This window comes from Enterococcus sp. DIV0187, assembly GCF_051713785.1.
In the GTDB taxonomy this organism is placed as follows: Bacteria; Bacillota; Bacilli; order Lactobacillales; family Enterococcaceae; genus Enterococcus_A; species Enterococcus_A avium.
This window is the reverse complement of sequence record NZ_JBIOQO010000001.1, coordinates 1,613,303-1,638,361: the sequence shown is the minus strand read 5'-3', so window position 1 is coordinate 1,638,361 and position 25,059 is coordinate 1,613,303. Positions and strand designations below refer to the sequence as shown.

23 protein-coding genes are annotated in these 25,059 nt (G+C 38.5%); 22 read left to right on the top strand and 1 reads right to left on the bottom strand.

Features of this window, described 5'->3' with window-relative positions; genetic code table 11:
• Nucleotides 1–43 precede the first annotated feature (43 nt).
• The 21 genes from pduB to IGI52_RS07905 all read left to right on the top strand — a co-directional run bounded on the left by pduB (nucleotide 44) and on the right by IGI52_RS07905 (nucleotide 23,466).
• A complete protein-coding gene (gene pduB / locus IGI52_RS08005) occupies nucleotides 44–811 on the top strand; it encodes a propanediol utilization microcompartment protein PduB (protein ID WP_396002777.1) in 768 nt (255 codons plus the stop codon).
• A 15-nt stretch (nucleotides 812–826) separates the two neighbouring features.
• A complete protein-coding gene (locus IGI52_RS08000) occupies nucleotides 827–1,489 on the top strand; it encodes a phosphate propanoyltransferase (RefSeq protein WP_438780974.1) in 663 nt (220 codons plus the stop codon).
• A gap of 10 nt (nucleotides 1,490–1,499) precedes the next feature.
• Nucleotides 1,500–2,240: a hypothetical protein gene (locus IGI52_RS07995; protein ID WP_438780973.1), complete on the top strand. Its 741-nt coding sequence runs from the start codon at nucleotides 1,500–1,502 to the stop codon at nucleotides 2,238–2,240.
• Nucleotides 2,230–3,702 carry an acetaldehyde dehydrogenase (acetylating) gene (locus IGI52_RS07990; protein ID WP_438780972.1) on the top strand — a complete coding sequence of 491 codons (1,473 nt, stop codon included), beginning with the start codon at nucleotides 2,230–2,232 and terminating at the stop codon, nucleotides 3,700–3,702. The genes IGI52_RS07995 and IGI52_RS07990 overlap by 11 nt, the downstream gene beginning before the upstream one ends.
• Nucleotides 3,703–3,713: 11 nt before the next feature.
• Entirely contained in the window at nucleotides 3,714–4,826 is a 1,113-nt protein-coding gene (locus IGI52_RS07985; protein ID WP_396002781.1) for a 1-propanol dehydrogenase PduQ, read from the top strand.
• Between the two features lie 9 nt (nucleotides 4,827–4,835).
• On the top strand, nucleotides 4,836–5,627 hold the full coding sequence (locus IGI52_RS07980; RefSeq protein ID WP_396002782.1) for an MIP/aquaporin family protein: 792 nt from the start codon (nucleotides 4,836–4,838) through the stop codon (nucleotides 5,625–5,627).
• A 13-nt stretch (nucleotides 5,628–5,640) separates the two neighbouring features.
• On the top strand, nucleotides 5,641–8,160 hold the full coding sequence (locus tag IGI52_RS07975) for a glycyl radical protein (RefSeq protein WP_438780971.1): 2,520 nt from the start codon (nucleotides 5,641–5,643) through the stop codon (nucleotides 8,158–8,160).
• A gap of 21 nt (nucleotides 8,161–8,181) precedes the next feature.
• Nucleotides 8,182–9,099 (top strand): glycyl-radical enzyme activating protein, encoded by a 918-nt coding sequence (locus tag IGI52_RS07970; protein WP_396002784.1) that lies wholly within the window; start codon nucleotides 8,182–8,184, stop codon nucleotides 9,097–9,099.
• 19 nt (nucleotides 9,100–9,118) lie between these two features.
• A complete protein-coding gene (gene nifJ, locus IGI52_RS07965) occupies nucleotides 9,119–12,577 on the top strand; it encodes a pyruvate:ferredoxin (flavodoxin) oxidoreductase (protein ID WP_438780970.1) in 3,459 nt (1,152 codons plus the stop codon).
• On the top strand, nucleotides 12,574–13,017 hold the full coding sequence (locus IGI52_RS07960) for a BMC domain-containing protein (protein ID WP_438780968.1): 444 nt from the start codon (nucleotides 12,574–12,576) through the stop codon (nucleotides 13,015–13,017). Before nifJ ends, IGI52_RS07960 begins: the two co-directional genes overlap by 4 nt.
• A 15-nt stretch (nucleotides 13,018–13,032) precedes the next feature.
• Complete coding sequence (gene pduA, locus IGI52_RS07955) at nucleotides 13,033–13,308, top strand: propanediol utilization microcompartment protein PduA (RefSeq protein WP_396002804.1); 276 nt, start codon at nucleotides 13,033–13,035, stop codon at nucleotides 13,306–13,308.
• Between the two features lie 81 nt (nucleotides 13,309–13,389).
• Nucleotides 13,390–14,229 carry an ethanolamine utilization protein EutJ gene (gene eutJ / locus IGI52_RS07950; protein WP_438780967.1) on the top strand — a complete coding sequence of 280 codons (840 nt, stop codon included), beginning with the start codon at nucleotides 13,390–13,392 and terminating at the stop codon, nucleotides 14,227–14,229.
• Nucleotides 14,230–14,244: 15 nt separating this feature from the next.
• Nucleotides 14,245–14,508, top strand: coding sequence for a EutN/CcmL family microcompartment protein (locus tag IGI52_RS07945; RefSeq protein WP_396002788.1), 264 nt, complete (start codon nucleotides 14,245–14,247; stop codon nucleotides 14,506–14,508).
• A 13-nt stretch (nucleotides 14,509–14,521) separates the two neighbouring features.
• Nucleotides 14,522–15,673: a methionine adenosyltransferase gene (gene metK / locus IGI52_RS07940; protein ID WP_396002789.1), complete on the top strand. Its 1,152-nt coding sequence runs from the start codon at nucleotides 14,522–14,524 to the stop codon at nucleotides 15,671–15,673.
• 227 nt (nucleotides 15,674–15,900) lie between these two features.
• Nucleotides 15,901–17,358, top strand: a complete 1,458-nt coding sequence (locus IGI52_RS07935; protein WP_438780966.1) for a PTS mannitol transporter subunit IICB — start codon at nucleotides 15,901–15,903, stop codon at nucleotides 17,356–17,358.
• Nucleotides 17,359–17,370: 12 nt separating this feature from the next.
• Nucleotides 17,371–19,449, top strand: coding sequence for a BglG family transcription antiterminator (locus IGI52_RS07930; RefSeq protein ID WP_438780965.1), 2,079 nt, complete (start codon nucleotides 17,371–17,373; stop codon nucleotides 19,447–19,449).
• A gap of 12 nt (nucleotides 19,450–19,461) precedes the next feature.
• On the top strand, nucleotides 19,462–19,896 hold the full coding sequence (locus IGI52_RS07925) for a PTS sugar transporter subunit IIA (RefSeq protein WP_438780964.1): 435 nt from the start codon (nucleotides 19,462–19,464) through the stop codon (nucleotides 19,894–19,896).
• 1 nt (nucleotide 19,897) lies between these two features.
• Nucleotides 19,898–21,025: a mannitol-1-phosphate 5-dehydrogenase gene (locus IGI52_RS07920; protein WP_438780963.1), complete on the top strand. Its 1,128-nt coding sequence runs from the start codon at nucleotides 19,898–19,900 to the stop codon at nucleotides 21,023–21,025.
• A gap of 9 nt (nucleotides 21,026–21,034) precedes the next feature.
• Nucleotides 21,035–21,661 carry a 3-hexulose-6-phosphate synthase gene (gene hxlA / locus IGI52_RS07915; RefSeq protein ID WP_396002794.1) on the top strand — a complete coding sequence of 209 codons (627 nt, stop codon included), beginning with the start codon at nucleotides 21,035–21,037 and terminating at the stop codon, nucleotides 21,659–21,661.
• An 11-nt stretch (nucleotides 21,662–21,672) separates the two neighbouring features.
• Entirely contained in the window at nucleotides 21,673–22,239 is a 567-nt protein-coding gene (hxlB, locus tag IGI52_RS07910; RefSeq protein ID WP_438780962.1) for a 6-phospho-3-hexuloisomerase, read from the top strand.
• A gap of 75 nt (nucleotides 22,240–22,314) precedes the next feature.
• Nucleotides 22,315–23,466 (top strand): iron-containing alcohol dehydrogenase, encoded by a 1,152-nt coding sequence (locus tag IGI52_RS07905; protein ID WP_396002797.1) that lies wholly within the window; start codon nucleotides 22,315–22,317, stop codon nucleotides 23,464–23,466.
• A gap of 129 nt (nucleotides 23,467–23,595) precedes the next feature.
• On the opposite strand, the gene IGI52_RS07900 is transcribed toward IGI52_RS07905, so the two are convergent.
• Nucleotides 23,596–24,357, bottom strand: a complete 762-nt coding sequence (locus tag IGI52_RS07900; RefSeq protein WP_438780960.1) for a DeoR/GlpR family DNA-binding transcription regulator — start codon at nucleotides 24,355–24,357, stop codon at nucleotides 23,596–23,598.
• 349 nt (nucleotides 24,358–24,706) lie between these two features.
• On the opposite strand from IGI52_RS07900, the gene IGI52_RS07895 reads away from it, so the two are divergent.
• Nucleotides 24,707–25,039, top strand: a complete 333-nt coding sequence (locus IGI52_RS07895) for a MerR family transcriptional regulator (RefSeq protein ID WP_438780959.1) — start codon at nucleotides 24,707–24,709, stop codon at nucleotides 25,037–25,039.
• The last annotated feature ends 20 nt before the right edge of the window (nucleotides 25,040–25,059 follow it).

Below are 25,059 nucleotides of genomic sequence, written 5' to 3'. Positions count from 1 at the left end.
TTTCAAAAAAAGATTTTAGAAAAAAATTGTAGGAGGAAAAGAAATGAACGAAGAATTATTAGGAAGAGTGCTCTCTGAAGCTCAAAAACGGGTAAACGAGTCACAAACATCACCCAAAACGGTCCATTTGACAGAATTTGTTGGCACCGCAATGGGGGATACTATCGGAATGGTGATTGCAAATATCGATACACAACTTCATGAACACCTAGGCTTAGATAAAAAGTATCGCTCAATCGGGTTTTTAAGCGCTCGTACTGGTGGTGCACCTCATATCATGTCGGCTGATGAAGCAGTAAAGGCCACTAATACAGAGATTGTAAAGATTGAGATGGCACGTGATACCAAAGGTGGTGCTGGTCATGGTGCGACGATAATCTTTGCGGCGGAGGATGTTTCTGACGCACGTCGTGCAGTGGAAATTACTCTGTCTGCAGTGGAAAGAAACTTTGGAAATGTCTATGGGAATGATGCAGGGCATATTGAGCTACATTATACTGCTCGGGCAAGTCAAGCATTAGAAATGGGCTTTACTGCACCTGTTGGAAAATCATTTGGGATTATCGTGGGAGCTCCAGCGGCGATTGGACTGTTAATGGCGGATACAGCTGTAAAAACAGCAAACGTCGATATTGTTACTTTTGCTAGTCCGGACAAGGGAACAGCTCGTTCAAATGAAATCATCGTCACCATCACGGGAGATTCAGGAGCAGTGAAGCAATCCTTAATCAGCGCCCAAGAAGTTGGTCTGGCATCATTAGAGGCTCTTGGTGGAGAAGCGCCTTCTTCATCAACACCAACATTATTTTAATCGAGGAGGAAGCAGATGAATCGTCAGGATTTTTCTGATGAACAATTACTTATTATCGCTGAGCGGTTGTTGCATCAGATCAGTGAAAAGAAATCAGAAAATAAACAGATTCCTGTTGGAATTTCAAATCGTCACATTCATCTCTGTCAGCAGGATATAGAATCGCTCTTCGGAAAGGGCTTTAATCTGGTTCCGAAAAAATACTTATCTCAGCCAGGACAATTTGCTTCTGACCAGACAGTCTCAGTTGTTGGTGTAAAAGGCAGTATTCATAATGTTCGAGTGTTGGGACCTGAACGGCAAGAATCACAATTAGAAATCTCAAGAACAGATTCCTTTCAATTAGGAGTTCATGCACCAATTAATGAGTCAGGGAATCTCACAAATGCTGGTTCGGCATTCATCGTTGGTCCTAAAGGCTCGATCCAGTTGAAAGAAAATATTATCATTGCGAAACGACATATTCATATGACTCCAGAAGATGCGAAGCGTTTTGAGGTTACACAAGGACAAACCGTTTCCGTTAAAACAATTGGGGAGCGAGCGACTATTTTTGGTGAAACGATCATTCGAATCAGCGATGATTTTTCGTTAGAATGCCATTTGGATATGGATGAAGCAAACGCAGCAGGGTTAAGTAATAAGAATGCATTTGTCGAAATCACCAAAGAAGTTTGAGGTGATAACGATGGATATGGAAGAATTTAAAATTCTGTTAGAGAAAGCTTTGTCTCAATTGAATAAACGAAGTTACCGTATTCTTGTGGTCGGTTTTGGTAGTAATCAACAGGATAAACAAATTTATTCCTTTCTCAAACAGTATCAAGCGAATGCTCAATATCAATTTGCCTTCTCTAAAACTTATGAGGAACTTTTTGGCTTGAAAAAATGGGTAGAATTAGGAGATTTATTAACCAAGTTTGATGAAAAGACACAAGAAGAGTTGCAGAAGATAGATTTAATCTTAGTTCCATTTTTGACCAGGAATAGTTTAGCAAAATTATCTATGGGAATTGCTGATAACTTACCATTGAGTTTGCTCAATCAAGGTATGCTGATGGGGAAAAAAATTATTGTCTCCAATCATTGTTGGCGAAGGGATACCGATTTTGCTGGTTTTAAAGGGGTTGACCAAAATATACCGATGCAAAAACTCTATGATAAACATGAGCAAACTATCAAGAGTCTCGGGATTTGTAGTTTATCTTTGTTGGAATGGAAAAAAGCTATTGACAATTTTTTTATTCCTAATGAAAAGACTACCATTAATACAAAAGAGAATAACTCAACTAGCAAACATGTTTTAACTTTGAGTGATGTAAAAAAGAATCCAAATTTCTATTTGACTAATGAAAATAGAATGACGGATTTAGCAAAGGAATTTCTAAGTGAATACCAAAAGAAAGGAGACGTAGCTGATGGAATATGATAAAGATTTACAGTCGATCCAAGAGGCGCGATTGGTAATCGAAGCAGCAAAAAATGCACAGCAAAAATTGGCAGCGATGTCTCAAGAACAAATTGATGCCATTGTTAAAAAAATGGCTGAACAAGTCAGTGAAAAGGCCGTGGACTTAGCAAAAATGGCGAATGAAGAAACAGGGTTCGGTAATGTTAGGGACAAAACCTTGAAAAATAAATTTGCCAGTGAGGTTGTTTGGTCTAGCATCAAGGATATGCAGACAGTTGGTATATTGAAAGATGACAAAGATAAACAGGTTATGGATGTCGCTGTTCCAATGGGTGTCATCGCAGGTTTGATTCCTTCGACAAATCCAACTTCAACAACCATTTATAAGGCGTTAATCGCCATAAAATCTGGTAATGCCATTGTGATTTCTCCACATCCAGGTGCAAAAAAAGCGATTCTTGAAACTGTCAAGATTCTTCGACAAGCAGCTTCAGAAGCTGGCGCACCTTGTGGAATCATTGGGTCATTAACGATTCTGACTGCTAAAGGCACGGAAGAATTGATGAAGCATCAGGATACCGCAATGATTTTGGCGACAGGAGGCGAGGCAATGGTCCGCGCAGCCTATAGTTCAGGAAATCCAGCGATTGGTGTTGGACCGGGGAATGGTCCAGCCTTTATCGAACGAACGGCAAATATTGAGCAAGCTGTTGCCGATATTATTGCTAGTAAAACTTTTGACAACGGTGTGATTTGTGCATCTGAGCAATCAATCGTTGTGGAACGAACAATTTCTCAACAGGTGATAGCAGAGCTGAAAAAACACAAAGCTTATTTTCTATCTGAAGATGAAAGTCGCATATTAGCAGGCTTCATTTTGCGGGGAAATGGTACGATGAATCCAAAAATTGTTGGGAAAACTGCGAATACAATTGCTGAAACGGCCGGGATTCCTGTTCCAAGTGAGACTACAGTACTAGTATCAGCACAAAAAACGGTTTCGAAAGAAAATCCTTATTGTAAGGAAAAGCTTTGCCCAATCCTAGCCTTTTATATCGAAGAAAATTGGCTAGATGCATGCAACCGTTCGATTGAATTACTGAATGTTGAGGGAAGAGGACATACTTTATGTATACATTCTCAAGATCCAGAAGTCATCAAAGAGTTCGCTTTGCATAAGCCAGTATCTAGAATGTTGATTAACACGCCAGGTGCACTTGGTGGAATTGGTGGAACTACTAATTTGGCTCCTGCATTGACGCTAGGCTGTGGAGCGGTTGGAGGAAGTTCAACGTCTGACAATATTACTCCTCTACATTTGCTGAATGTTCGAAAAGCGGCATATGGTGTGAAATCAATGGAAAGCCTACGAGGTCCATCAGAAAAAGTTGAGAATATAAATGTCTCCGCGGATATTTCTGATAATGAAGTACGTCAACTGATCGAAGCGGCTTTGAAAAAATTGACTGAGATTTCATAGGAGGAAATGAAGTGAAAGAATTTAGTATTTTTTCTAAGGTAATTTTTGATACCTCGATTGGTGACTATTTCAATCAAAGTACCTTTAAAAAAGCAATGATTGTTGCTGATCCTATGATGGTTAAGTTAGGTTTTGTCGAAAAAATCAGCCAAACTTTTCAACGCGATGGAAAAACCTTCTTATTGTTTGATGAGATTACACCTGATCCGACGATTGAGACTATTTCTAAGGGTGTTTATCAAATGAATCAGTTTCAACCGGATTGCTTAGTCGCGATTGGCGGAGGATCTGCGATTGATGCGGCTAAAGGAATGATCTGGGCGAATTACAAGTTGACTTCGACATATCAAAAACCAAAACTTATCGCTATTCCTTCAACGAGTGGAACTGGCAGTGAAGTGACTTCGTTTACGGTGATTACAAATGGGCAAGATAAAAAACCATATGTCGATCAACGATTGGTTCCAGATATTGCGATTTTAGATGTGGATTTGGTAAAAACAGTTCCTCCTAAAATTACAGCAGATACGGGAATGGATGTGTTAACCCATGCATTAGAAGCTTATGTATCCACAGACGCTAGTGTTTTCACAGATGCTTTAGCAGAAAAAACAGTTCAATTAGTTTTCGAAAATCTATTACAGGTTTTTAGAGAACCCGAGAATTTAAACGCTAGAGAACGAATGCATGAAGCATCAGCTATGGCAGGCATGGCGTTTACAAATAGTTCTTTGGGAATCAATCACAGTTTGGCTCATGCGATTGGAGGGATTCACCATTTACCCCATGGACGGATCAATGCACTGCTTTTGCCAAAGGTGATTGCCTACAATTCTAATGAACAAGGAGAAAAATATCAGTATTTGGCAAAACTCTTAGGGTTGCCGGCAAGTACAATTGAGGAAGGTACGAACAATTTAATCTTGGCAATCGAGGTATTGAATGAGGCTTTAGAGATTGAACCAAGTTTTAGTTGTTTTGGTATTTCAAAGGCTGATTATCAAAATACTGCGCAGCAAATTGCAGAATTTGCCCTTAAGGATGATTGCACAAAGACGAATCCGAGAGAAGTGGATGCAGAAGCTCTGCAGAAAATCTATTTGTCCTTATACACAAAGGAGTAGAAGAAAACGATGAAGAACAAATTATTTGGTGAGTGTTTGGGTGAAGCAATTGGAACGTTTATCTTTGTTTTGATCGGTGTCGCATCAGTTGCGATCTTAGTTGCAACTGATACAGCGATGTCTTATTGGGAACTTGCTATTCTTTGGGGAATCAGTGTGACTTTGGGGATTTATATTGCAGGCTTTGTATCTGGAGCCCATTTGAATCCGGCTGTGACGATTTCTCTAGCGGTATGGAACAAGTTCTCATGGAAGAAGGTAGGACCATATGTAATCGCACAAGTTATTGGAGCCTTCTTAGCAGCGGCGGTAGTCTTCTTATTGTTCCATTCGGTGATTGGAAATTATGAGGCGGCTAATGATATTGTTCGAGGAACTGCTTCAGGAGCTGGTACGGCGGGTATCTTTGCTACCTCAGCTGGAGCTGGTATTAGCATGATCAACGCATTCTTCGTTGAATTTGTGATTACGATGATTTTGATGCTAGTGATTTATTCAGTTACAGATGCAAGTAACGGCGGCGCGCCAACTGGTGGAATGCCAGCTTTGGCAATTGGTTTGACAGTTGCTGTTTGCGGCTTAGCATTTGGAACTTTGACTGGGTTCGCCATGAATCCTGCAAGAGACTTAGGTCCTAGATTGTTTACGTTAGTTTCCGGGTGGGGAACTACTGCTTTAGGTGCCAATGGTTACGGTTTAATCGTTCCAATTTTTGGCCCGATTTTAGGCGCTGTGTTTGCGGGTTTTGTCTATTTCAAATTACTTGTCCCTTATTTTCCAAAATTAGAAACTGAAAATTGAGAGGAGTTTTAAAATGGTAGAAAAAAGTGTACGTATTGATAAATTGATTGATGATTTGTATTCAGTAGATCCGAGAATTGAGTCTGAACGGGCATTATTGATCACCGAATCTTATAAGGAAACTGAAAATCAGCCGATGATTATTCGTCGTGCGAAAGGGTTACAAAAAATTCTGAGCAATATGAGTTTAGTTATCCGCCCTGACGAGTTGATCGTTGGGAACTTAACAAAATCACCGCGAGGCACACAAATTTTTCCTGAGTTTTCGAATCAATGGTTAGAAGATGAGTTTGATCGGATTGAAAAACGAACTGGAGATCTATTTAGAATTTCTGATCAGGTGAAACAAGAGCTATCAGAAGCTTTCAAGTATTGGAGAGGCCGTACTACCAATGAGCTAGCAACAGAATTAATGTTCTCTGAAACGGTGGAGGCAATGAATGCAGGCGTATTCACTGTTGGAAATTATTATTTCAACGGGGTCGGTCATATTTCAGTTGATTACCGTAAAGTCCTTGAAATTGGGTTGAAAGGCATTAAGGAAGAAGCTCAAACAGAGTTAGGTGCCTTGGATTATGGTGATCCTGAAGCAGTAACTAAATCTCATTTCTTAGAATCAGTCATCATTTCTGTGGATGCCGTGATCTGCTACGCGAATCGTTTAGCGAACTTAGCAGCGGAAGAAGCGAGCCGTGAGAGTAATGTTCAACGTAAAAATGAGCTGGAAAAAATTGCCACAAATTTGCGTAAAGTCCCAGAATACCCTGCAACTAGCTTCTATGAAGCACTACAATCATTCTGGATCATTCAAGCAGTGATTCAAATTGAATCTAATGGTCACTCCATTTCACCAATGCGCTTTGACCAATATGTTTATCCTTTATATCAAAAGGATGTAGAGAGCGGTTTGCTTTCCGAAGATCAAGCGCAGGAATTATTGGACTGTTTATGGGTGAAGTTTAACGATGTGAATAAAATTAGGGATGAAGGCTCAACGAAAGCTTTTGGTGGTTATCCAATGTTCCAAAACCTGATTGTCGGTGGACAAAACGCCAAAGGAATCGATGCGACCAACCCTTTATCCTATGCTTGCTTAACTGCAACGGCGCATACAAAATTACCACAACCATCAATTTCAATTCGCGTATGGAACAAAACACCAGAAGCTTTGCTGCATAAAGCTGGAGATGTTTCACGAATGGGCTTAGGGATGCCCGCATATTACAGTGATGAAGTCATCATCCCTGCTTTAGAAAATCGTGGTATCAATTTACAAGATGCTCGTGATTACGGAATCATTGGTTGTGTGGAGCCTCAAGTTGGTGGAAAGACAGAAGGTTGGCACGATGCGGCATTCTTTAACATTCCCAAAGTACTAGAAATTACTTTGAATAATGGGTATGTAAATGGTCAGAAAGTCGGTCTGCAAACTGGTGATATCGCTTCTTACCAAAGCTATGACCAACTGGAGGATGCGTTTAGAAAACAAATGGAGTATTTTGTTAAGCTATTGATTAATGCAGATAATTCAGTAGATGTGGCACATGGGCAGCGTGCTCCATTACCATTCTTATCTTCAATGGTTGATTGCTGTATCAAAAAAGGTAAATCCTTACAAGAGGGCGGAGCTCAATATAACTTTACTGGACCACAAGGTGTTGGGATCGCAAATGCTGGCGATTCATTAATGGCCATCAAGAAGGTCGTTTTTGAAGAAGGAAAATTATCATTGGCTGAATTGAAACAAGTCTTAGACAGCAACTTCGGTCAAGGTGCTTCAATTACTGAAACAGCATCTGCTGAGAACTTGAGTAATATTGACCTAACCAATTTGACTAGCGAAAAATTAGTTGATTTATTGAAACAATTATTAAATGATCAACAAGCAGTACCAGCAGCAGCTTCAGTTCCTGCTTCAGGAAATAAAGATGGCGAATATGTACGTCAATTGTTGATCAATGGAGCGCCTAAATTCGGAAACGACAATGATGAAGTGGATGAAATCGTACGTGATGTTGCTTTGATTTATTGCGAAGAAGTACAAAAATATACAAATCCTCGTGGTGGGACGTTCCAACCAGGTTTATACCCAGTTTCAGCAAACGTTTCCTGCGGAATGGAGACCAAGGCTTCTGCTGATGGCAGATATGCAGGTGAACCTTTAGCTGATGGTGTTTCACCAACTTCAGGCAGAGACCAAAGTGGTCCAACAGCTGCGTTGAATTCCGTGGCGAAATTGGATCATCATATTGCGTCAAACGGGACTTTACTGAACCAAAAATTCCATCCTTCAGCTTTGCAAGGAGAGGAAGGCTTACGTAATTTATCAGCATTAGTTCGTGGTTATTTTGAGCAAAAAGGTATGCACGTGCAGTTCAACGTTGTAAGTCGTGAAAAATTAATGGACGCACAAAAAAATCCTGACAAATATAAGAATTTGGTAGTACGTGTAGCTGGATACAGTGCCCATTTCGTTTCTTTAGACAAGTCAATTCAGGAAGATATCATTGCCAGAACGGAGCAAGTCTTCTAGTAAAAGACTGAGGTGAATGGAATGAGTGCAATAAAAGAAGAGACCGGTATGATTTTTGATATCCAACGATTTTCTGTCCATGATGGACCAGGTATTCGTACAATCGTTTTTTTTAAAGGTTGTCCTTTGCGATGCGAGTGGTGCTGTAATCCTGAAAGCCAAATTTTTAGTAAACAATTGATGGTTATTCAAAAAAATTGCATTGGCTGTGGTATGTGTGCACCTGTTTGTCCTCAAGGCGCCATTTCCTATACACCAGAGGTTACAATTGATCGAGAAAAATGTATCAACTGTGGTAAGTGTACTGATGTCTGTTTTAGCGGCGCTTTGACTCTAACAGGTCAGGAAATGACAGTTAGTCAATTGATCGTTGAACTAAAAAAGGATGAGGTTCACTACAGAAAATCCAATGGTGGAATCACTTTATCTGGCGGTGAAGTTTTAGCACAACCTAAGATGGCAGCGGCGCTTTTAGCTGCTTGTAAAGAACAAGGGTGGCATACCGCAATTGAGACAACGGGTTATGCCAAGAAAGAAATCTTAGAGACGATTTTACCTTATACGGATCTTGTCTTGCTAGATATCAAACACTTGAACAGTGTAAAGCACCAAAAATATATTGGGAAGCCGAATGATTTGATCTTAAAAGCGGCACAAGTGATTGCTGACTTTCCAAATGTTACTTTAGACGTGAGAATTCCTGTTATTCCTGATTTTAATGATAGTCCAGAGGATATCGCAGCAATTGCTTTAATTGCGAAACAACTTCAAGCGAATAAGGTAAATCTGTTGCCGTATCATCCATATGGATCAAACAAGTATGGACATTTAGATATGACCTATCTGGCAGCAGATATAGACACTCCTTCCACAAACAAAATGACGATTCTACGTGAGTTAGTCGAAGGAATTGGCGTCCCTTGTAAAATTGGTGGATAAGTAGAAGGAGGAGAAGGACATGAAACAGATTATGGATGGCAATCAAGCGGCAGCTTATGTGTCTTATGCATTTTCTGAGGCGGCTAGTCTGTTCCCAATAACTCCTTCCTCTAAAATGAGCGAGTTGACCGAAAGTTGGTCTAGTAAAGGTAAGCAAAATATATTCGGTGAAAGCCCGGAAATTCTTGTGATGAACTCAGAGGCGAATGTTGCTGGTTCGATGCATGGGTTACTGAAATCAGGCATTTTAGCAACAACTTATACATCGTCACAGGGGTTATTACTGATGATTCCGGCAATGTATAAGCTGGCGGGCGAGTTATTGCCTGGAGTCTTTCATGTTGCTGCTCGCTCAATAGCATCCAGTGCGCTGAATATTTACGGAGATCACAGTGATGTAATGGCAGTTCGACAGACTGGAGTAGTAATGATCTCAGCCAGCAGTGTACAAGAAACAGCGTTATTTGCCGCTGTTTCTCATGTTGTTGCGATAAAATGCCGTTTACCAGTGGTTCATTTCTTTGATGGATTTGATACTAGTCATGAATTGAGAAAGATCCAATTGCCAGAGTATTCAGAGCTAGCGAACTATGTTGACCAGGGGCAATTGGATTCATTCAAAAAAGGACTGTCAAATTTTTCTCCTAAAATGAGTGGCACGACTCAGGGAGAGGAACTCTATTTTCAGCAAAGGGAAGCCGCAAACCTTTTCTATGTTGCGGCGGAAGGAATAGTTGAAGAAACGATTCAACAATTAAATCCATTATTTGGAACAACTGCTTCATCGGTTGATTACTATGGCAGTCCTAATGCGACTTCAGTGATTGTAATGATGGGCTCGATTAGAGAATCAGCTGAGAGAGCCGTCGACTATTATTCGGGATTAGGCGAACAAGTGGGTGTAATCATAGTCCATTTGTATCGTCCATTTCCAAAACAAAAGTTTTTAGAAGTGATTCCGCAAACTGTTCAAAGGATTGCTGTTTTAGATAGGACGAAAGAACCGGGAGCGACAGGCGAACCGTTGTTTTTAGACATTCAACAAATCATTTCTGAGTCAAATCGCCCAATTAAAGTGATTGGTGGACGTTATGGAATCGGTGGTAAACAGACTTCAATGGGTCAATTAGCAGCTGTTTTCAATGAACTGAAAAATCATGATCCGAAAGCAGAGTTCACGATAGGAATCAATGATGACGTCACTAAGCTTTCTTTACCGCAGTTCACACCAGAAAATGTGGATGATTCATCTATAGGAATTGAAATTCTAGGGGTTGGTTCAGATGGAGCGATGTCAGCGGAAAAAGATTTTCTTCATTTAATTGGTGAAGAGACAACGATGGACGTTAAGGGCGATTTTCATTTTCCAGCTACTAAATCACGTGGGCGAACCACTGCACGCTTATTATTCAGTGATAAGAAGATGAAAGGGATGGATGAAGAGCAGCGAGTAGATTATCTCGTCTGTAATGATTTGACCTATCTCAAACAAGCTCAGAGTTTAGAACGATTGAAAACTAGTGGGAAATTGATTTTGAATACGACTTTCAGTGAGCAGCATCTTTCTAAACATTTATCTGATGTAACTAAGTATATGTTAGCTGAAAAAAGAGTCTCGCTTTATATTTTTGATGCGAACCAGATAGCGCGCAAATTTCAGTTGGGACCCAAAATAAGTCCTTTAATGATGGCAAATCTACTTGTATTAACAAGTTTTTTACCAAATGATAACGGGATCGAAAAGTATAAAAGATTTTTATTGAGACACGACTATATGGAAAACCAAGACTATCGTCAGGCTGTTTTTGATTCGATTGACCTGAGTATATCAATGATGAGAAAGTACTCAATCGATGGGGACTGGGGAAAGCTAGAAGTGGATGATTTCAATGGACCAGTTCCAGATTTTCAGCATTCGATTGTATCGCCAATTCAGAAACAATTAGGAAATACTATTTCTACTTGTGATTTGCTGAAAAATGGAATGGTCGATGGTTCGATCCCATTGGGATATAGCACTTCGATGGTCACTCCGCCTACTGAAACACTTCCTTGTTGGGAACTAGAAAATTGCCGACAATGTAATATTTGTTCGTTGGTTTGTCCACATGGAGCGATCAGACCGTTTGTTAATGGAACTGAGAAAGATAAGGGTGACTATAAAGGAAAGCAAAATCTTGATTACAGAGTTTTGGTTGACCCAGAGAAGTGTACAGGGTGCCAGCTATGTGTCGAAGCATGCCCTGCGCGATCAAAAAATGCTCTTAGCATGAAGGAAGCAACTGCCAAATTGTTTAAAGAAAAAAAAGAACAGTGGCAAAAAGCTGTGGTGATTAATGATAACCAAGTGATTAAGCAAAATCTTGGTGTACGAGAAAGCCAGTTTGTAGAACCATTACTTAAGTATTCAGGTGCTTGTGCTGGTTGTGGTGAGACACCTTATGTCAAGTTGTTAACACAGTTATTCGGTGAAAGGTTAAGTATTACTAACGCGACAGGGTGTTCTTCCATTTGGTCCGCCAGTTCACCATTTTCAGCTTTCTATCAAAATAAGAATGGAATGGGTCCTGTTTGGTCAAGCTCGCTATTTGAAAATAATAGTGCTTTTGGATTAGGGATAGAACAGGGATTCATGATTCGACAGAAACAAGTTTATGATTTGTTAAGGAAAGTTATATCAGAAGGCAACTATCCACTAACGATTCGCAAAACTGCGGAAGATTTACTTAAGTTAGAAGGAAAGAATCTATCTGCAATTCAACAATTTATAGAATTGACTGAGTCTTCGAAGGATGTATTGCTGCAAAAAATAGTTGCCCTTAAAGGTTATTTGGTCAAACGAACACACTGGCTAATTGGTGGAGACGGGTGGGCTTATGATATAGATTTTGGCGGTTTGGATCATCTGATTGCTAGTGGACAGGATTGCAATATTCTCATACTAGACAATGAAGGTTATGCGAATACTGGAGGGCAGTTATCTAAAGGGACACCATTAGGAGCGAAAGTAAAATTTGCGTCGAATGGAAATAAGCAAAATAGGAAAGATTTTGGTCTTTACGCGATGCAGTATGGCGAAGTATTTGTTGCCCAAGTATCTTTGTTTGCACATCCTTCTCATACCTTAAAGGTTTTAAAATCTGCAGAAGAGTATTCTGGTCCCTCAATAGTTATTGCGTATAGCCCTTGTGTCATGAACAAAAGTAGTCTTTCTGCTGTTGAAAGTAGTAAAGAAGCAGTTTCAAGCGGATTTTGGCCGCTATATACCTATTCTGACAGGAATCTGAATCTTTATAGTAAAGAGCCAACTTTTGAATCGTTTTCTTCTTTTTTACAAAAGCAATCAAGATATAACTCTCTTGATTTTTCTAACGAAAAAGCAAAAAGACATTATGCAACAGTGAAGCAGCGTTATTTCAACTATTTATTGATAAAAGAATTAGGAGAGTCAGTGTTTGGAAAGGAGGAGAAAAATTGAGAAGAGAATCTTTAGGAATGGTCGAAGTTTATGGACTTGTTGTTGCAATTGAAATTGCGGATGCAATGGTAAAAGCAGCAAATGTTCGTTTGGGTGAAATGACTAGAACGAAGGGAAATGGCTGGATGACTGTTAAAGTCTATGGCGACGTAGGAGCAGTTAATGCAGCGGTTGATTGTGGCAAACAATTGGCCATTCAGAAAAATAGTCTTGTTGCTAGTAAGGTTATCCCTAGACCAATCGATGATATTTTTCTTGAAGAACGAAAGAAGGAGTTAGATGAAACACCTACTCCAGTTGTAACTGAGCCAACAACAGTTGAAGAAAAGGCTCCTGAACCCGAAAAGAAAATCGATAAGGAACCAGAAGTAAAGAAAGAGCCTGAAAATAATAAGCAGAAATCATCAAATCAAAAGAAATCTAAAAAGAAATCAAAGTAGCGCTGAGGAGGAAAAATAATGAATGATGCATTAGGAATGGTTGAGACAAAAGGATTTATTGGAGCGGTTGAGGCAGCAGATGCAATGGTAAAATCTGCCAATGTTCAACTTGTTGGTTATCAGCAAATTGGATCAGGGTTGGTTACAGTTCTAGTCAGAGGTGATGTTGGTGCTGTTAAATCAGCGACAGACGCTGGCTCAGCAGCAGCTGCTAATGTAGGTGAAGTCGTATCAGTACATGTGATCCCACGACCACATACAGATGTTGAGACTATTTTACCAAAACTGTAAAAGTATTGAGGGCATTTCTTGTCCTCAATAATGAATAGAAATTTTCTGTTTATTATTAAGGACAAGAAAGAGGGGAAATTTATGACACAGCTATTACTTCCAGCAAACGAACTACTAACTTCAGTGAATAACATGGTAAACCAACCTTGCGCAAAGTTAGCTAAGGACGAAAAAATAAAGGTTGGAATTGATTTAGGCACTTCTTCAATTGTCTTAGTCATATTAAATGAAAAGAACTTTCCAATCCTATGCCTTACTGAGGAAGCTCATGTGATTCAGGATGGGTTAATTGTTAATTTTTCTGAAACCGTTCAAATTGTTAGACGCTTAAAAAACCAGGCCGAAGCTTGGATAAATCGTCCGATCTTATCAGCTGCTGGCGCTATCCCTCCTCAAACACTAGGAAAGAATAAATCAGCAGTTGGACATGTAATTGAAGCTGCGGAAATGGAAAGCACAAGCATCTTAGATGAGCCAGAAGCAGCAGCTGCGGTTTTGAGCGTAAAAGATGGGGCAGTTATCGATATTGGTGGAGGAACAACGGGCATTAGTATTTTTGAAGAAGGAAATCATGTTTACTCAGCTGATGAACCCACCGGTGGTCATCATATGAGTTTAGTTCTGGCTGGTAGTTACCAAATCGACTTAGCTGAGGGTGAGACAATTAAGCGTGATTCTTCGCACTATGAACAAAATTTTCAAATTTTGCGTCCCGTTGTAGAAAAGATGGCGACCATTACTGATAGATTCTTAAAGGATTATGGAAAGCCAGTCGATCAGCTTTACTTAGTTGGTGGGGCTACTATGCTGCCGCATTTTGAAGAGGTATTTGAAAGAATAACTTCTATACCTACTGAAAAACCTCTTTATCCACGTTATGTAACACCTATAGGGATTGCGATGTTAAGTGAACTATTTTAGAAAGAAGATGATTGAGTGTATATAGGAAAGGTAATTGGAAATGTTGTTTCTACCCAAAAAGAAGCAGCTCTTACGGGATATAAATTGATGATTGTTGAGTTGATCCAACGTAGTACTATGGAAAGAATTGAAGAGATTGTTGCTGTAGATTTAGTTGGAGCTGGTAAAGGTGAGTTTGTGTTGGTCGTTAAAGGAAGCTCTGCTCGTGTATCAACCAATACTCCAGATGCACCAATTGATGCCACAATTGTCGGCATCATTGATACTTTTGATGAGTAAGGAGGATTCAGTGATGAATTATTTAACATCCGAATCAGTTACACAAGGACATCCTGATAAATTATGCGATCAGATTTCAGATGCAATTTTAGATGAGTACTTAAAAGGAGATCCTGAATCACATGTTGCAGTCGAGTGTATGGTTTCAAAGAACTTATTAGTTATTGCAGGAGAGGTAACCAGTTTATCAATCGTGGATATCGAAGAGACTGCAAGAAAGGTTATGTTAGATGTTGGCTATACCAGCAATGATATTGGTATTGATGGAAGTAATTGTATTGTTTTAACCAATCTGCATCAACAGTCACCCGACATTAATCAAGGAGTCAGCCAGAGCTCGGGAATCATTGGTGCTGGGGATCAAGGTACGGTTTATGGATATGCAACGAATGAAACTTCAGACTTAATGCCCTTATCGATCTATTTGGCTCATTCACTAACAAGACAGCTTGATTTAATGAGGCATATGGGGCGGCTGCCTTTTTTACTACCTGATGGAAAGGCCCAAGTAACCATTTTGTATGACGACCACCAACTACCCCTGTATATTTCCGATGTAGTGATCTCTGCTCAACACACAGAAGAAGTTACTATTCAAGAACTTAGGAAGCAATTGAAGGAAAAGGTGATAGAACCGATTCTTCCAACCCGGTTGTTGCGAGAAGAAACACGGTATTTAATTAATCCAACTGGAAGATTTGTAGTTGGCGGGCCATTTGGTGACACAGGATTGACTGGACGAAAGATTGTTGTTGATACCTATGGCGGGGTGATACCACATGGCGGAGGTGCTTTTTCAGGCAAAGACGGAACGAAAGTCGATCGGTCTGGAGCGTATATGGCTCGTTATGTTGCCAAGAATATTGTATCAGCGGGCATAGCGAAGCGATGTCAAGTCGCACTATCTTATGCAATTGGTTATGAGGAGCCTGTCGCAATTGATATTGAGACGTTTGGAACGAGTTCTATTTCTGAAGATTTATTAAAGTTAGCAGTTCTACAATTATTTGATCTTTCCCCGAAAGGGATCATAACCGAATTAAGGTTAAGAACACCGATATTCAAATCAACCTCAGTTTATGGTCACTTTAGAAATTCAAATGAGTTCGAATGGGAAAAGGATAATAAAAGTGAGCAATTAAAGTTAATCTTGAATAAAAGATAATACCATTTGGGAGGAGTTTTTCCTCCCTTTTTTTGCTTTTAATAATACCTCCTCAGCAGCTTAATTTTGCCTGTCTTTTTTTAAAAAGGTTTAAGCACAAAAATGTCAAACTTAGTTTTGAAAAAGTTAGTACTATGAAAGATAGACTGTAACCGCTATACACTTTATTATTAAAGTGTAGAAAGCGCTTATACAACTAAATATAAAATTTCAAGGAGGAGACATTAATGGAAGGTAATGCATCCGTGTCAAATCAAAGGGTTGATTGGAAAACAAAAGTCCAAAAATTCGGGGGAATGCTAAGTTCAATGATTATGCCTAATATTGGGGCATTTATCGCTTGGGGCCTTATTACAGCTCTATTCATTCCTACTGGGTGGTTTCCAAATGCTGTTTTAGGTCAGTTGGTTGATCCAACAATCAAATACTTGTTGCCATTATTAATTGCTTATACTGCTGGTGCAAATGTTTATGATCGTCGTGGAGGAGTTATTGGAGCAGTTGCAACAATGGGAATTATTATTGGCTCTGATATGCCGATGCTGATGGGTGCGATGGTCATGGGACCTGTCGCCGCAGTAATCATTCGTAAAGTAGACAAATTATATGATGGAAAAGTAAAACCTGGATTAGAAATGTTAGTCGACAATTTCTCTATCGGAATTGTTGGTGGAATCCTAATGGTATTAGGATTGATAGCAATTGAGCCAATTTTCAATGTAATCCTAAGTGCATTGTCAGCAGGAGTCAATTGGTTTGTTGATATGAACTTGATTCCGTTAACAAGTATTTTCGTAGCTCCGGCTCAAGTATTATTCTTGAATAATGCAATCAACCACGGAATTATGTCTCCATTGGGTATTGAACAAGTAGTTGAAGCTGGGAAATCAATTTTATTCTTAGTTGAAGGAAATAGTGGTCCACTAGTAGGAGTTATGTTAGCATTCTGTTTCTTTGGAAAAGGAGTTGCAAAGAAAACGGCGCCTGCATCAACAATTATCGTTATGTTCGGTGGTATTGCTGAAGTTTACTTCCCATATATTTTGATGAAACCAATTCTGGTTTTAGCACCAATTTTCGGAAGTATGACTTCATTAACAATTTTCCAATTCTTTGGTGGCGGAACTGTTGCTGTACCATCTCCAGGTAGTATCATAGCCTTCTTATTGATGACGCCGAAGGGTAGTTTTATTGTAAATATACTTGGTTACTTTGCAGGAATGGGTGTCTCCTTCCTGATTGCCGGGTTCCTATTGAAGCGAGATAAGACGATGGTGGATGATGCAGAGGAGCTGATCGAGACAGAAGTTGGTCCAATCAATGATGGGGCTGCTCTAGATCACGTATCTGCAAGCTTAGCAAACGGTTCAAAAGCGGTAGGGGAAATTGATCCAAGTAAAATTCATAAAATCGTTGTTGCTTGTGATGCAGGAATGGGTTCCAGTGCGATGGGAGCCTCCATGCTGAAAACGAAAGTCAACAAAGCCATGCTCGATATGGAAGTCATCAATAAATCTATTAATAATATTCCAGATGATGCTGATTTAGTGATTACACATAAAGATTTATTGGATCGCGCAATGGAGAATAATAAAGATAAACCCAATATTCAATATTTAACATTAACCGCATTTATGGATGCAGCTGAATATGATGCAATCATCAAGAAATTAAAAGATGAATAGTAGGTGACAATAATGATCATTACTTCTCGGACAAAAGGGATTTTATTACTGCTGATGGAAAAACTGAATAGTTATGTTTCTGTGCAGGAATTAGCAGAACAATTGAATGTAACGGATCGAACAATCTATCGACAATTGGAGGAAGTGTATTCAATTATCGAAAAACAAGGTCTAGTTATTGAAAACATTTCTGGTCAAGGGATGAAACTGTCTGGTACGAAAGAGCAATTAAAAGAATTAGAAGCCTTGTTCGAGAAGAGTGATCGAGAATTTGAGTTGACTACAGAAGATCGAATCAATGCGATTCAGTTTTATTTACTTCACGAACAGGATTATGTTAAGGCTCAATATTTTTCAGAACTCTTAAATGTATCTATTCAATCAATTCGAAATGATTTCCAGCAAATTAGAAAAGACTTGGCTTTTTATGATTTAGATCTAACGACAAAAAAAGGAGATGGTTTTCTAATAACCGGTTCAGAAACAAAGAAAAGGGTTCTGTTATCAAACATTTTCAGAGATCATATTTCTTTTGTGGATTTAGTCCGTTGGATCGATGAAGAGAAAAGTACATCTATCTACTTCAAAATGTTGAGTGATCTAGGTTACTTCTCGATTGTTGAGAAAACATTCCGTATTTTAGAAAAACTATTTCAAGAATATAAGCTTCATGTTCCAGATACGATGTTTCAAGACTATGTGTTTTTAGTTTCAATCATGATTAGACGTTTAGATTGGAATACAACCAACAATTACTATCTTGATAATATCGTAAAAAGAAAAGATACCGCTGTCGATCTATACAATGAACTTAAGAGTTTAATTGAAAAAGAGTTCGATATTCAACTGAATGAAAATGAAGAAGTGTACTTAGAATGGTTAGTTTCAATCAATAATAATTTTCAAAGTACTGAGCTCTCCGAAGAAGTTCCAGAAATTGATTTAGTTAACAAAGTTCACGATTTTATCGTATTTGTTGAAACAACAATGGGGTGCCGCTTGCGTACAGATGCTCACTTACAAAAAGCTTTATTTGAACACTTGGATAGAACATTGGCGAGAATCAGAAGTGGTATCACGATAAAAAATCCGATGATTAAAGAGATTCGTAAAAGTTACGAGAAGTTATTTTCAACTATAAAAGTTGCTGCTGAGTATGTCTTTGAAAATGATCGTTTCCCAGAAGATGAAATTGGTTTTTTGGTTCTACATTTTGCTGTTGCTTTGGATAAAGTATTGGATAAATCCATCACTGCTCTAGTTGTTTGTTCTAGTGGGATGGGGTCATCAAAAATGCTGGCCAATCGTTTGATAAGGGAAATTCCCGAAATAGAGATTAAAAAAATTGTGAGTTTCTTAAAACTAACAAAAGAAGATCTTGAAGAGTACGATATCATTTTCTCTACCGTTTCATTACCTTTGGAACCTCAAGACTATGTGATGGTATCACCATTGCTGAATAAAAAGGAACTTCGAGAAGTAAAGAAGATTCTTGAAACCATTCGATTCAGCAAACTGCATAGAAAAGAATTACTGGTACCACGGAAGCCATTGAATGTATATGAACTTCCCGAGGTTCTGGATGAGTTGAGCTTAGTCGCAAAATATAGTAGTGATGTCTTAAAAAATTTCCATACAGCAAAAATAAATCCTGAAGCCAACAATTTACCGATTCTTCAGACTTTAGGTAATTATTTAGTTGAAAAGGGCCATACAGATGATCCCTATCTATTAGTGAATTACGCAGAGCAAGCAAAGTTGGAATCCTATTTTGGGATACCAAATACACGTTTAGGCTACATCCATTGTCAAACAAACAAAGTGGAAGCACCTTTGTTTTTAGTTTTCGATTTAGAAAAGAATCTTGTTTTCTCCTCTATGGAAAAAGAGCTGATGGAAGTAACCAGCGTTATACTAGTCGTTTCACCTAAAAAAGATGAGGATATTGTTGCTGATTTACTGAGTATGATCACAATGCTGATTATTGAGACGCCAGAATCAATTCAGATGTTTGAACAAACAGAAGAAAAAGAATTACGAGAATTATTAGGTGAACGAATCAAAAATTACGTTACTGAAAAAATATTGTAGAGGTGAAAGAAGATGAAACAAGTTTTTCCATTAGAAAATATCAAGTTAAATGTCTCCTTAAGTGATAAGGAGGAAGCGATTCGAGCTGCAGGTAAGGTGCTTTTAGACAATAATTATGTTGAGCCTGAATACATTAATAGCATGCTACAACGAGAGGAAGTAGTGTCAACATATATTGGGAGTCATGTTGCAATCCCTCACGGAGTAGATGGGTCTCAACAATACATCAAACATTCTGGCATCTCATTTATTCAAGTTCCCCAAGGCGTTTCCTTCGGACCAGATAAGGAAGCAAAATTACTAATTGGGATTGCAGGAAAAAATGATGAACATTTAGAAATACTTTCAAAAATTGCTGGATTATTAGGCGAAGAAGAAAACATTGATAAATTAGTAAACGCACAATCTGAAAAAGAAATTTCAGAACTATTTGAAGGAGTGATCTAGCGTGAAAGCATTACATTTCGGAGCAGGTAATATTGGACGAGGATTCATCGGAGATCTTTTACACAAGAGCGGTTACAGCATTACTTTTGTTGAAGTGACTGATAAAGTTGTTCGTCAACTGAATCAAGATAAATACTACGAGTTATTCATTCTTAATGAAGACAATCGTCGTGTGGTCATTAACGATATCAAAGCGGTCAGCTCATTAACGGAGGAACAAAAAGTTATTGAAGCAATTTGTGAAGCAGACTTAATTACGACATCCGTCTGGGCGGATAATCTGCCAAAAATTGCGCCTGTATTAGCGAAAGGATTGCATGTTCGTCATAACAGGGGACTTTCACCGGTGAATGTTATTGCATGTGAGAATGCTTTGTTCGCAACAAATATTCTGAAAGACCTACTTTTAAAAGAGTTAAATGAAGATGTATTAACTGAGATCGCAAAATTTGCGAATACCTCAGTGGACCGACTTGCTCTAGGAAAAGTAGTTGGCGGGAAAAGTTGTGTTGAGATTGACTCTGCATTCGAGTTAGTCATTGAGGCAAAACCCTTGTTGAGAAAAGAACCAATTAAGGGAGCGACTTATGCAGAAGAATTACAACCACACTTAGAAAGAAAACTATACATCGTCAATTGTGGGCACGCTGCGTTAGCTTATCTAGGCTTCGTGAAGGGTTATCCAACAGTTCAAGATGCGATTAAAGATGAGGAAGTAAGAAGTGTTGCTACTGAAGCGATGCGCGAATCAGCTAAGTTGTTAGAAAAGAAATATGGTTTTTCTGAAGAAGAATTAGAGAAGAAAATCCAAGAATCATTGGTTCGTTTCTCAGCTACATTCGTTATGGATGATGTTTTAAGAGTGGGACGTTCACCGTTAAGAAAGCTTGATCCAACAGACAGATTGGTTGCACCGGCTGTTCAGTTAGAGGAATTAGGACTACCTAATACAGCATTAGCTAAATGTATTGCAGCATTATTGAAATTCAAGAATCCAGCGGATGAACAAGCTGCTGAACTTGAAGCTAAGATCTCAGCAAATGGAGTAGAAAAAGCACTAGAGAAGTTCGGTAAAATTGATCCGGGTTCAAAATTGTTCCAAACAATTATTAAAGAATATAAAAGGTAGGGGTAGAAAATGAAATTACAATTAGCGATCGACGAATTAAACTTAGAACAAGCACTGGTACAACTGGAAGAGTTAGCGGAATATGTGGACATCGTAGAAGTAGGAACACCTTTTGTGATCGATGCAGGACGTGAGGCAGTTCGCCAAATCAAAGCGAAATTCCCTCAGTTAGACGTTTTATGTGATGCGAAAATCATGGATGCTGGGGCATACGAATCAGAGCTTGCATTTGATGCTGGAGCTGAGTATGTGACGGTTCTTGGTGTAACAGACGACTTGACCATCAAAGGATGTGTAGAAGAAGCGAAAAAGCAAAATCGTCAAATCATGGTAGATATGATCTGTGTAGATGACCTTGCGACACGTGTACCAGTCGTAGAAAGTTTAGGTGTTGATGTGATTGCTGTCCATACTGGAGCGGATCAACAAGCAGCTGGGCGTACACCTTTGGAAGATCTGACTGAAATGAAAAAACACGTGAAGAATGTAAAAGTAGCAGTAGCTGGTGGAATTAGCAGTAAAACGATTGGGGAATATAAAGCATTAAATCCAGATATTGTGATCGTAGGTAGCGGAATTCTAAATGCGGATGATCCTGTAAAAGAAGCACGGTTGATTGCTGAAGCAATTAAATAGGGGGAAGCATAATGATGAATGTGAAAAAAAACACAGAGTTGATTTTGAAAGAATTATCGATCAATTTAGGTAAAGTGGATGGCGATCAGTTAAACGAGTTTGTTGAACTGATTCCAAAGGCAAAAAAAGTGTTTGTAGCCGGTGCCGGTCGTTCTGGTCTAGCCATTCGAGCTTTCTCTAATCGGATGATGCATTTAGGGTTTGATGTGAGTGTCGTTGGAGATATTACAACGACGAGTGCACATGAAGGTGATTTGCTAATCATTGGCTCTGGTTCAGGTGAAACGCAAAGTTTGGTTGCAATGGCAGAAAAGGCTAAGAAAAATGGCGTTAAAATTGCTTTAAATACAATTAATCCAGACTCAACAATTGGTCAAATGGCAGACGTTAAATTTGTTCTTCCAGGTGCTTCGCCAAAAGTAGAAGATGAAGACTTAGTTGGAAAGTCTGTTCAACCAATGGGATCGTCTTACGAGCAATTAAGTTTCTTGATTTACGATGCGATGATTATGGCTCTGATGGAATTAGTTGATGAAACAACTGATACGATGTTCCCAAGACACGCCAACTTAGAATAATAGGGGAGCTGCTGAAAAAGCAGTTTTTCTTACAAAAATATTTAGGTAAAACTAACTAAAATAGGAGGCAACAACATGACAGAACACGTTTTTTATGTACCATCAACGAATATTATGGGCAGAGGATGTATCAACAATATTGGTGAGCATATTCAAAATCTAGGATTTAAGAAAGCTCTACTTGTTACTGATAAGTTTTTAAGTGGTAGTGATATTTTACCTAAGGTCACAAAACCATTGGATAAAATCGGTGTTGATTACATCGTCTTTGATAACGTAAAGGCCAATCCGACTGTAGCAAGTGTTGATGAAGGACTAGCTTTATTGAAAGAAAACAATTGTGATTTCATTATTTCACTTGGTGGAGGATCACCGCAGGATGCTGCAAGTGGGATTGCTATTTTAGCTACTAATGGAGGCAAGATGCAAGATTACGAAGGTATGCATAAAACAACTGAAAAAGCCTTGCCCGTTGTCGCAATTAATACTACAGCTGGAACTTCTGCTGAAATTACGATCAACTACGTGATTACAGACGAAGCTCGCGGTGTAAAAATGATTATGATCGATAAAAATAGTTTGGCAACTATGTCGGTCAATGATCCAGAGTTGATGGTGGATAAACCTGCGGATTTAACTGCTGCAACAGGTATTGATGCGTTAACTCATTCAATCGAAGCTTTAGTAACTCCTGGTGCATATCAAGTTACAGATGTGATGGCAGAGGCTGCTGTTAAATTGATTTTTGAAAATCTTTCAACTGCCGTAAAAGATGGTCATAATCTGGATGCGCGCGAGAACATGGTCTATGCTATTTTCCTAGCGGGAATGGCCTTCAACAATGCTGGGCTAGGTTATGTTCATGCGATGGCTCACCAATTAGGCGGCTTGTATGATCTTCCTCACGGCGTTTGTAACGCGATGTTATTACCAATTGTTGAGCGTGAAAATGCCAAGGTGGTACCAGAGCGCTTCCGTCGAATTGCAGAAGTAATTGGTATGACTATCGAAGGTAAATCAGATCAAGAGTGTGCAGATTACGTAATCGACCAAATCAAAGCATTATCTAAGGAAGTCGGAATTCCAGAAAAACTATCTGAGCTAGGTGTGAATGAAGTTGATTTGGATAAATTAGCGGAAAATTCTTTACTAGATGCTTGTGCTGGGGCAAATCCATATTTACCAACAAAAGAAGAAACGATCGAAATGTTCAAAGAGATATTATAAAAAGAGATTAAAACAACCCCGAAGCTTGAAGATAAAGCTTCGGGGTTTCCTAATTTGAGCTAAACAAAAAATCAATATTTGTTCCAATTATTTCAGTGATTACTTTATAGTAATTAAGAGGTGAAAAGACTAGATAACAGTAACTTTATCTTTATATATTTCTATTGTTTCTGAAGGTATATTATCATTGGTTATCAATAATTCAAGATTCTCCAAGGATGTAAAAGTTGAAACAGAATTGCTTTCAAATTTATTGCTTTCAATTAAAGCGATAGGACGTGTAGAATTATCAATAATGCGTTTTTTTAGATCAACTTCATTGAGATTTGAATCTGACAAACCTTGTTTTAGGGATAGACCATGTGCGGAAAAGAAAAATTTGTCGAAGTTTATTTTCTTTAGAATATCGATACCCAGAATACCCTCTATAACAGAAAATCTATTTATTACTCCACCAAAAATTATCACAGTCAAATTATGTTTTTCCTGAAGTAGTGTGGCAATACTTATACTATTCGTCAATACAGTGATCCAAAGAGAGGACTCTTTGATCAGTTTTGCTAACTCAAAACATACAGCACTAGAATCTAAAATAATGCATTCACCTACACTAATATAGTCCAAAGCCTTTGTAGCTATTTCTTTTCTAAGGACTAGATTTTTTTGATCATTGTTATCTCGGTCAATAGCAAGGTGAGTGACAGTTTTTTCTTTTAAAAGGACTGCGCCTCCATGTGTCCTATTTATCAAATTTCGAGCATCTAAATTCTTCAGATCGGCGCGAATCGTGACTTTTGATACGTTAAAGATTTTGGTTAACTCATTAACTGAAATGACTTCGTTATCGTTAATTATTTCAATAATCTTCTCTCTACGCTCATTAGAATACATATTATCCTCCAAGAGTAAGACATGTAATAAAACCTTAAATTTCCTTTGCTATTTTAATAATAGCTAGAGACTTACTAGTGAACAACAAATGACGTAGATATTGAAAATCAATCATATTAATATGGAGGTTTGATTGTTTTCAATCATTGATACATCTATACAATAATCGGAATAGTAATATGAAAAAAGAGGCAACCAATTAAACTATGAAGTGATATTGAGGAACCTACGATAGGAGATTGAAGAAGACAGGTAATATTAGAGCAGCAACATTTTTGTTAATAATTTATGTTTGACATGGACTGTACTCCATACGATAGCATCTAGTCAAGAAAGGAGTATATGCTTAATGTCACATTCTAACATTGGGGAAGTTTCAAAAATTACGAATCTATCAATCGATACCTTGCGCTATTATGAAAAAGAAGAACTAGTGAAGATTGAAAGAGGAACGAACAAGATTAGAAAGTATTCAAATTCTGATATCGAGTCAATAAAATTCATTAAGTGCTTAAAGTCTATGGGGATGGAAATCAAAGAAATCAAGAAGTACATTGATTTAGAACAGCAAGGTGAGGGCACGCTTGAACAAAGGATTAAGATATTGGAAAAACAAGTTCGGACAACAAAACAAAGAGTTAATAATTTACAGAAGTATATTAGCACTTTAAAAACTTCATAATAAAAGAGATCTTGAAACTA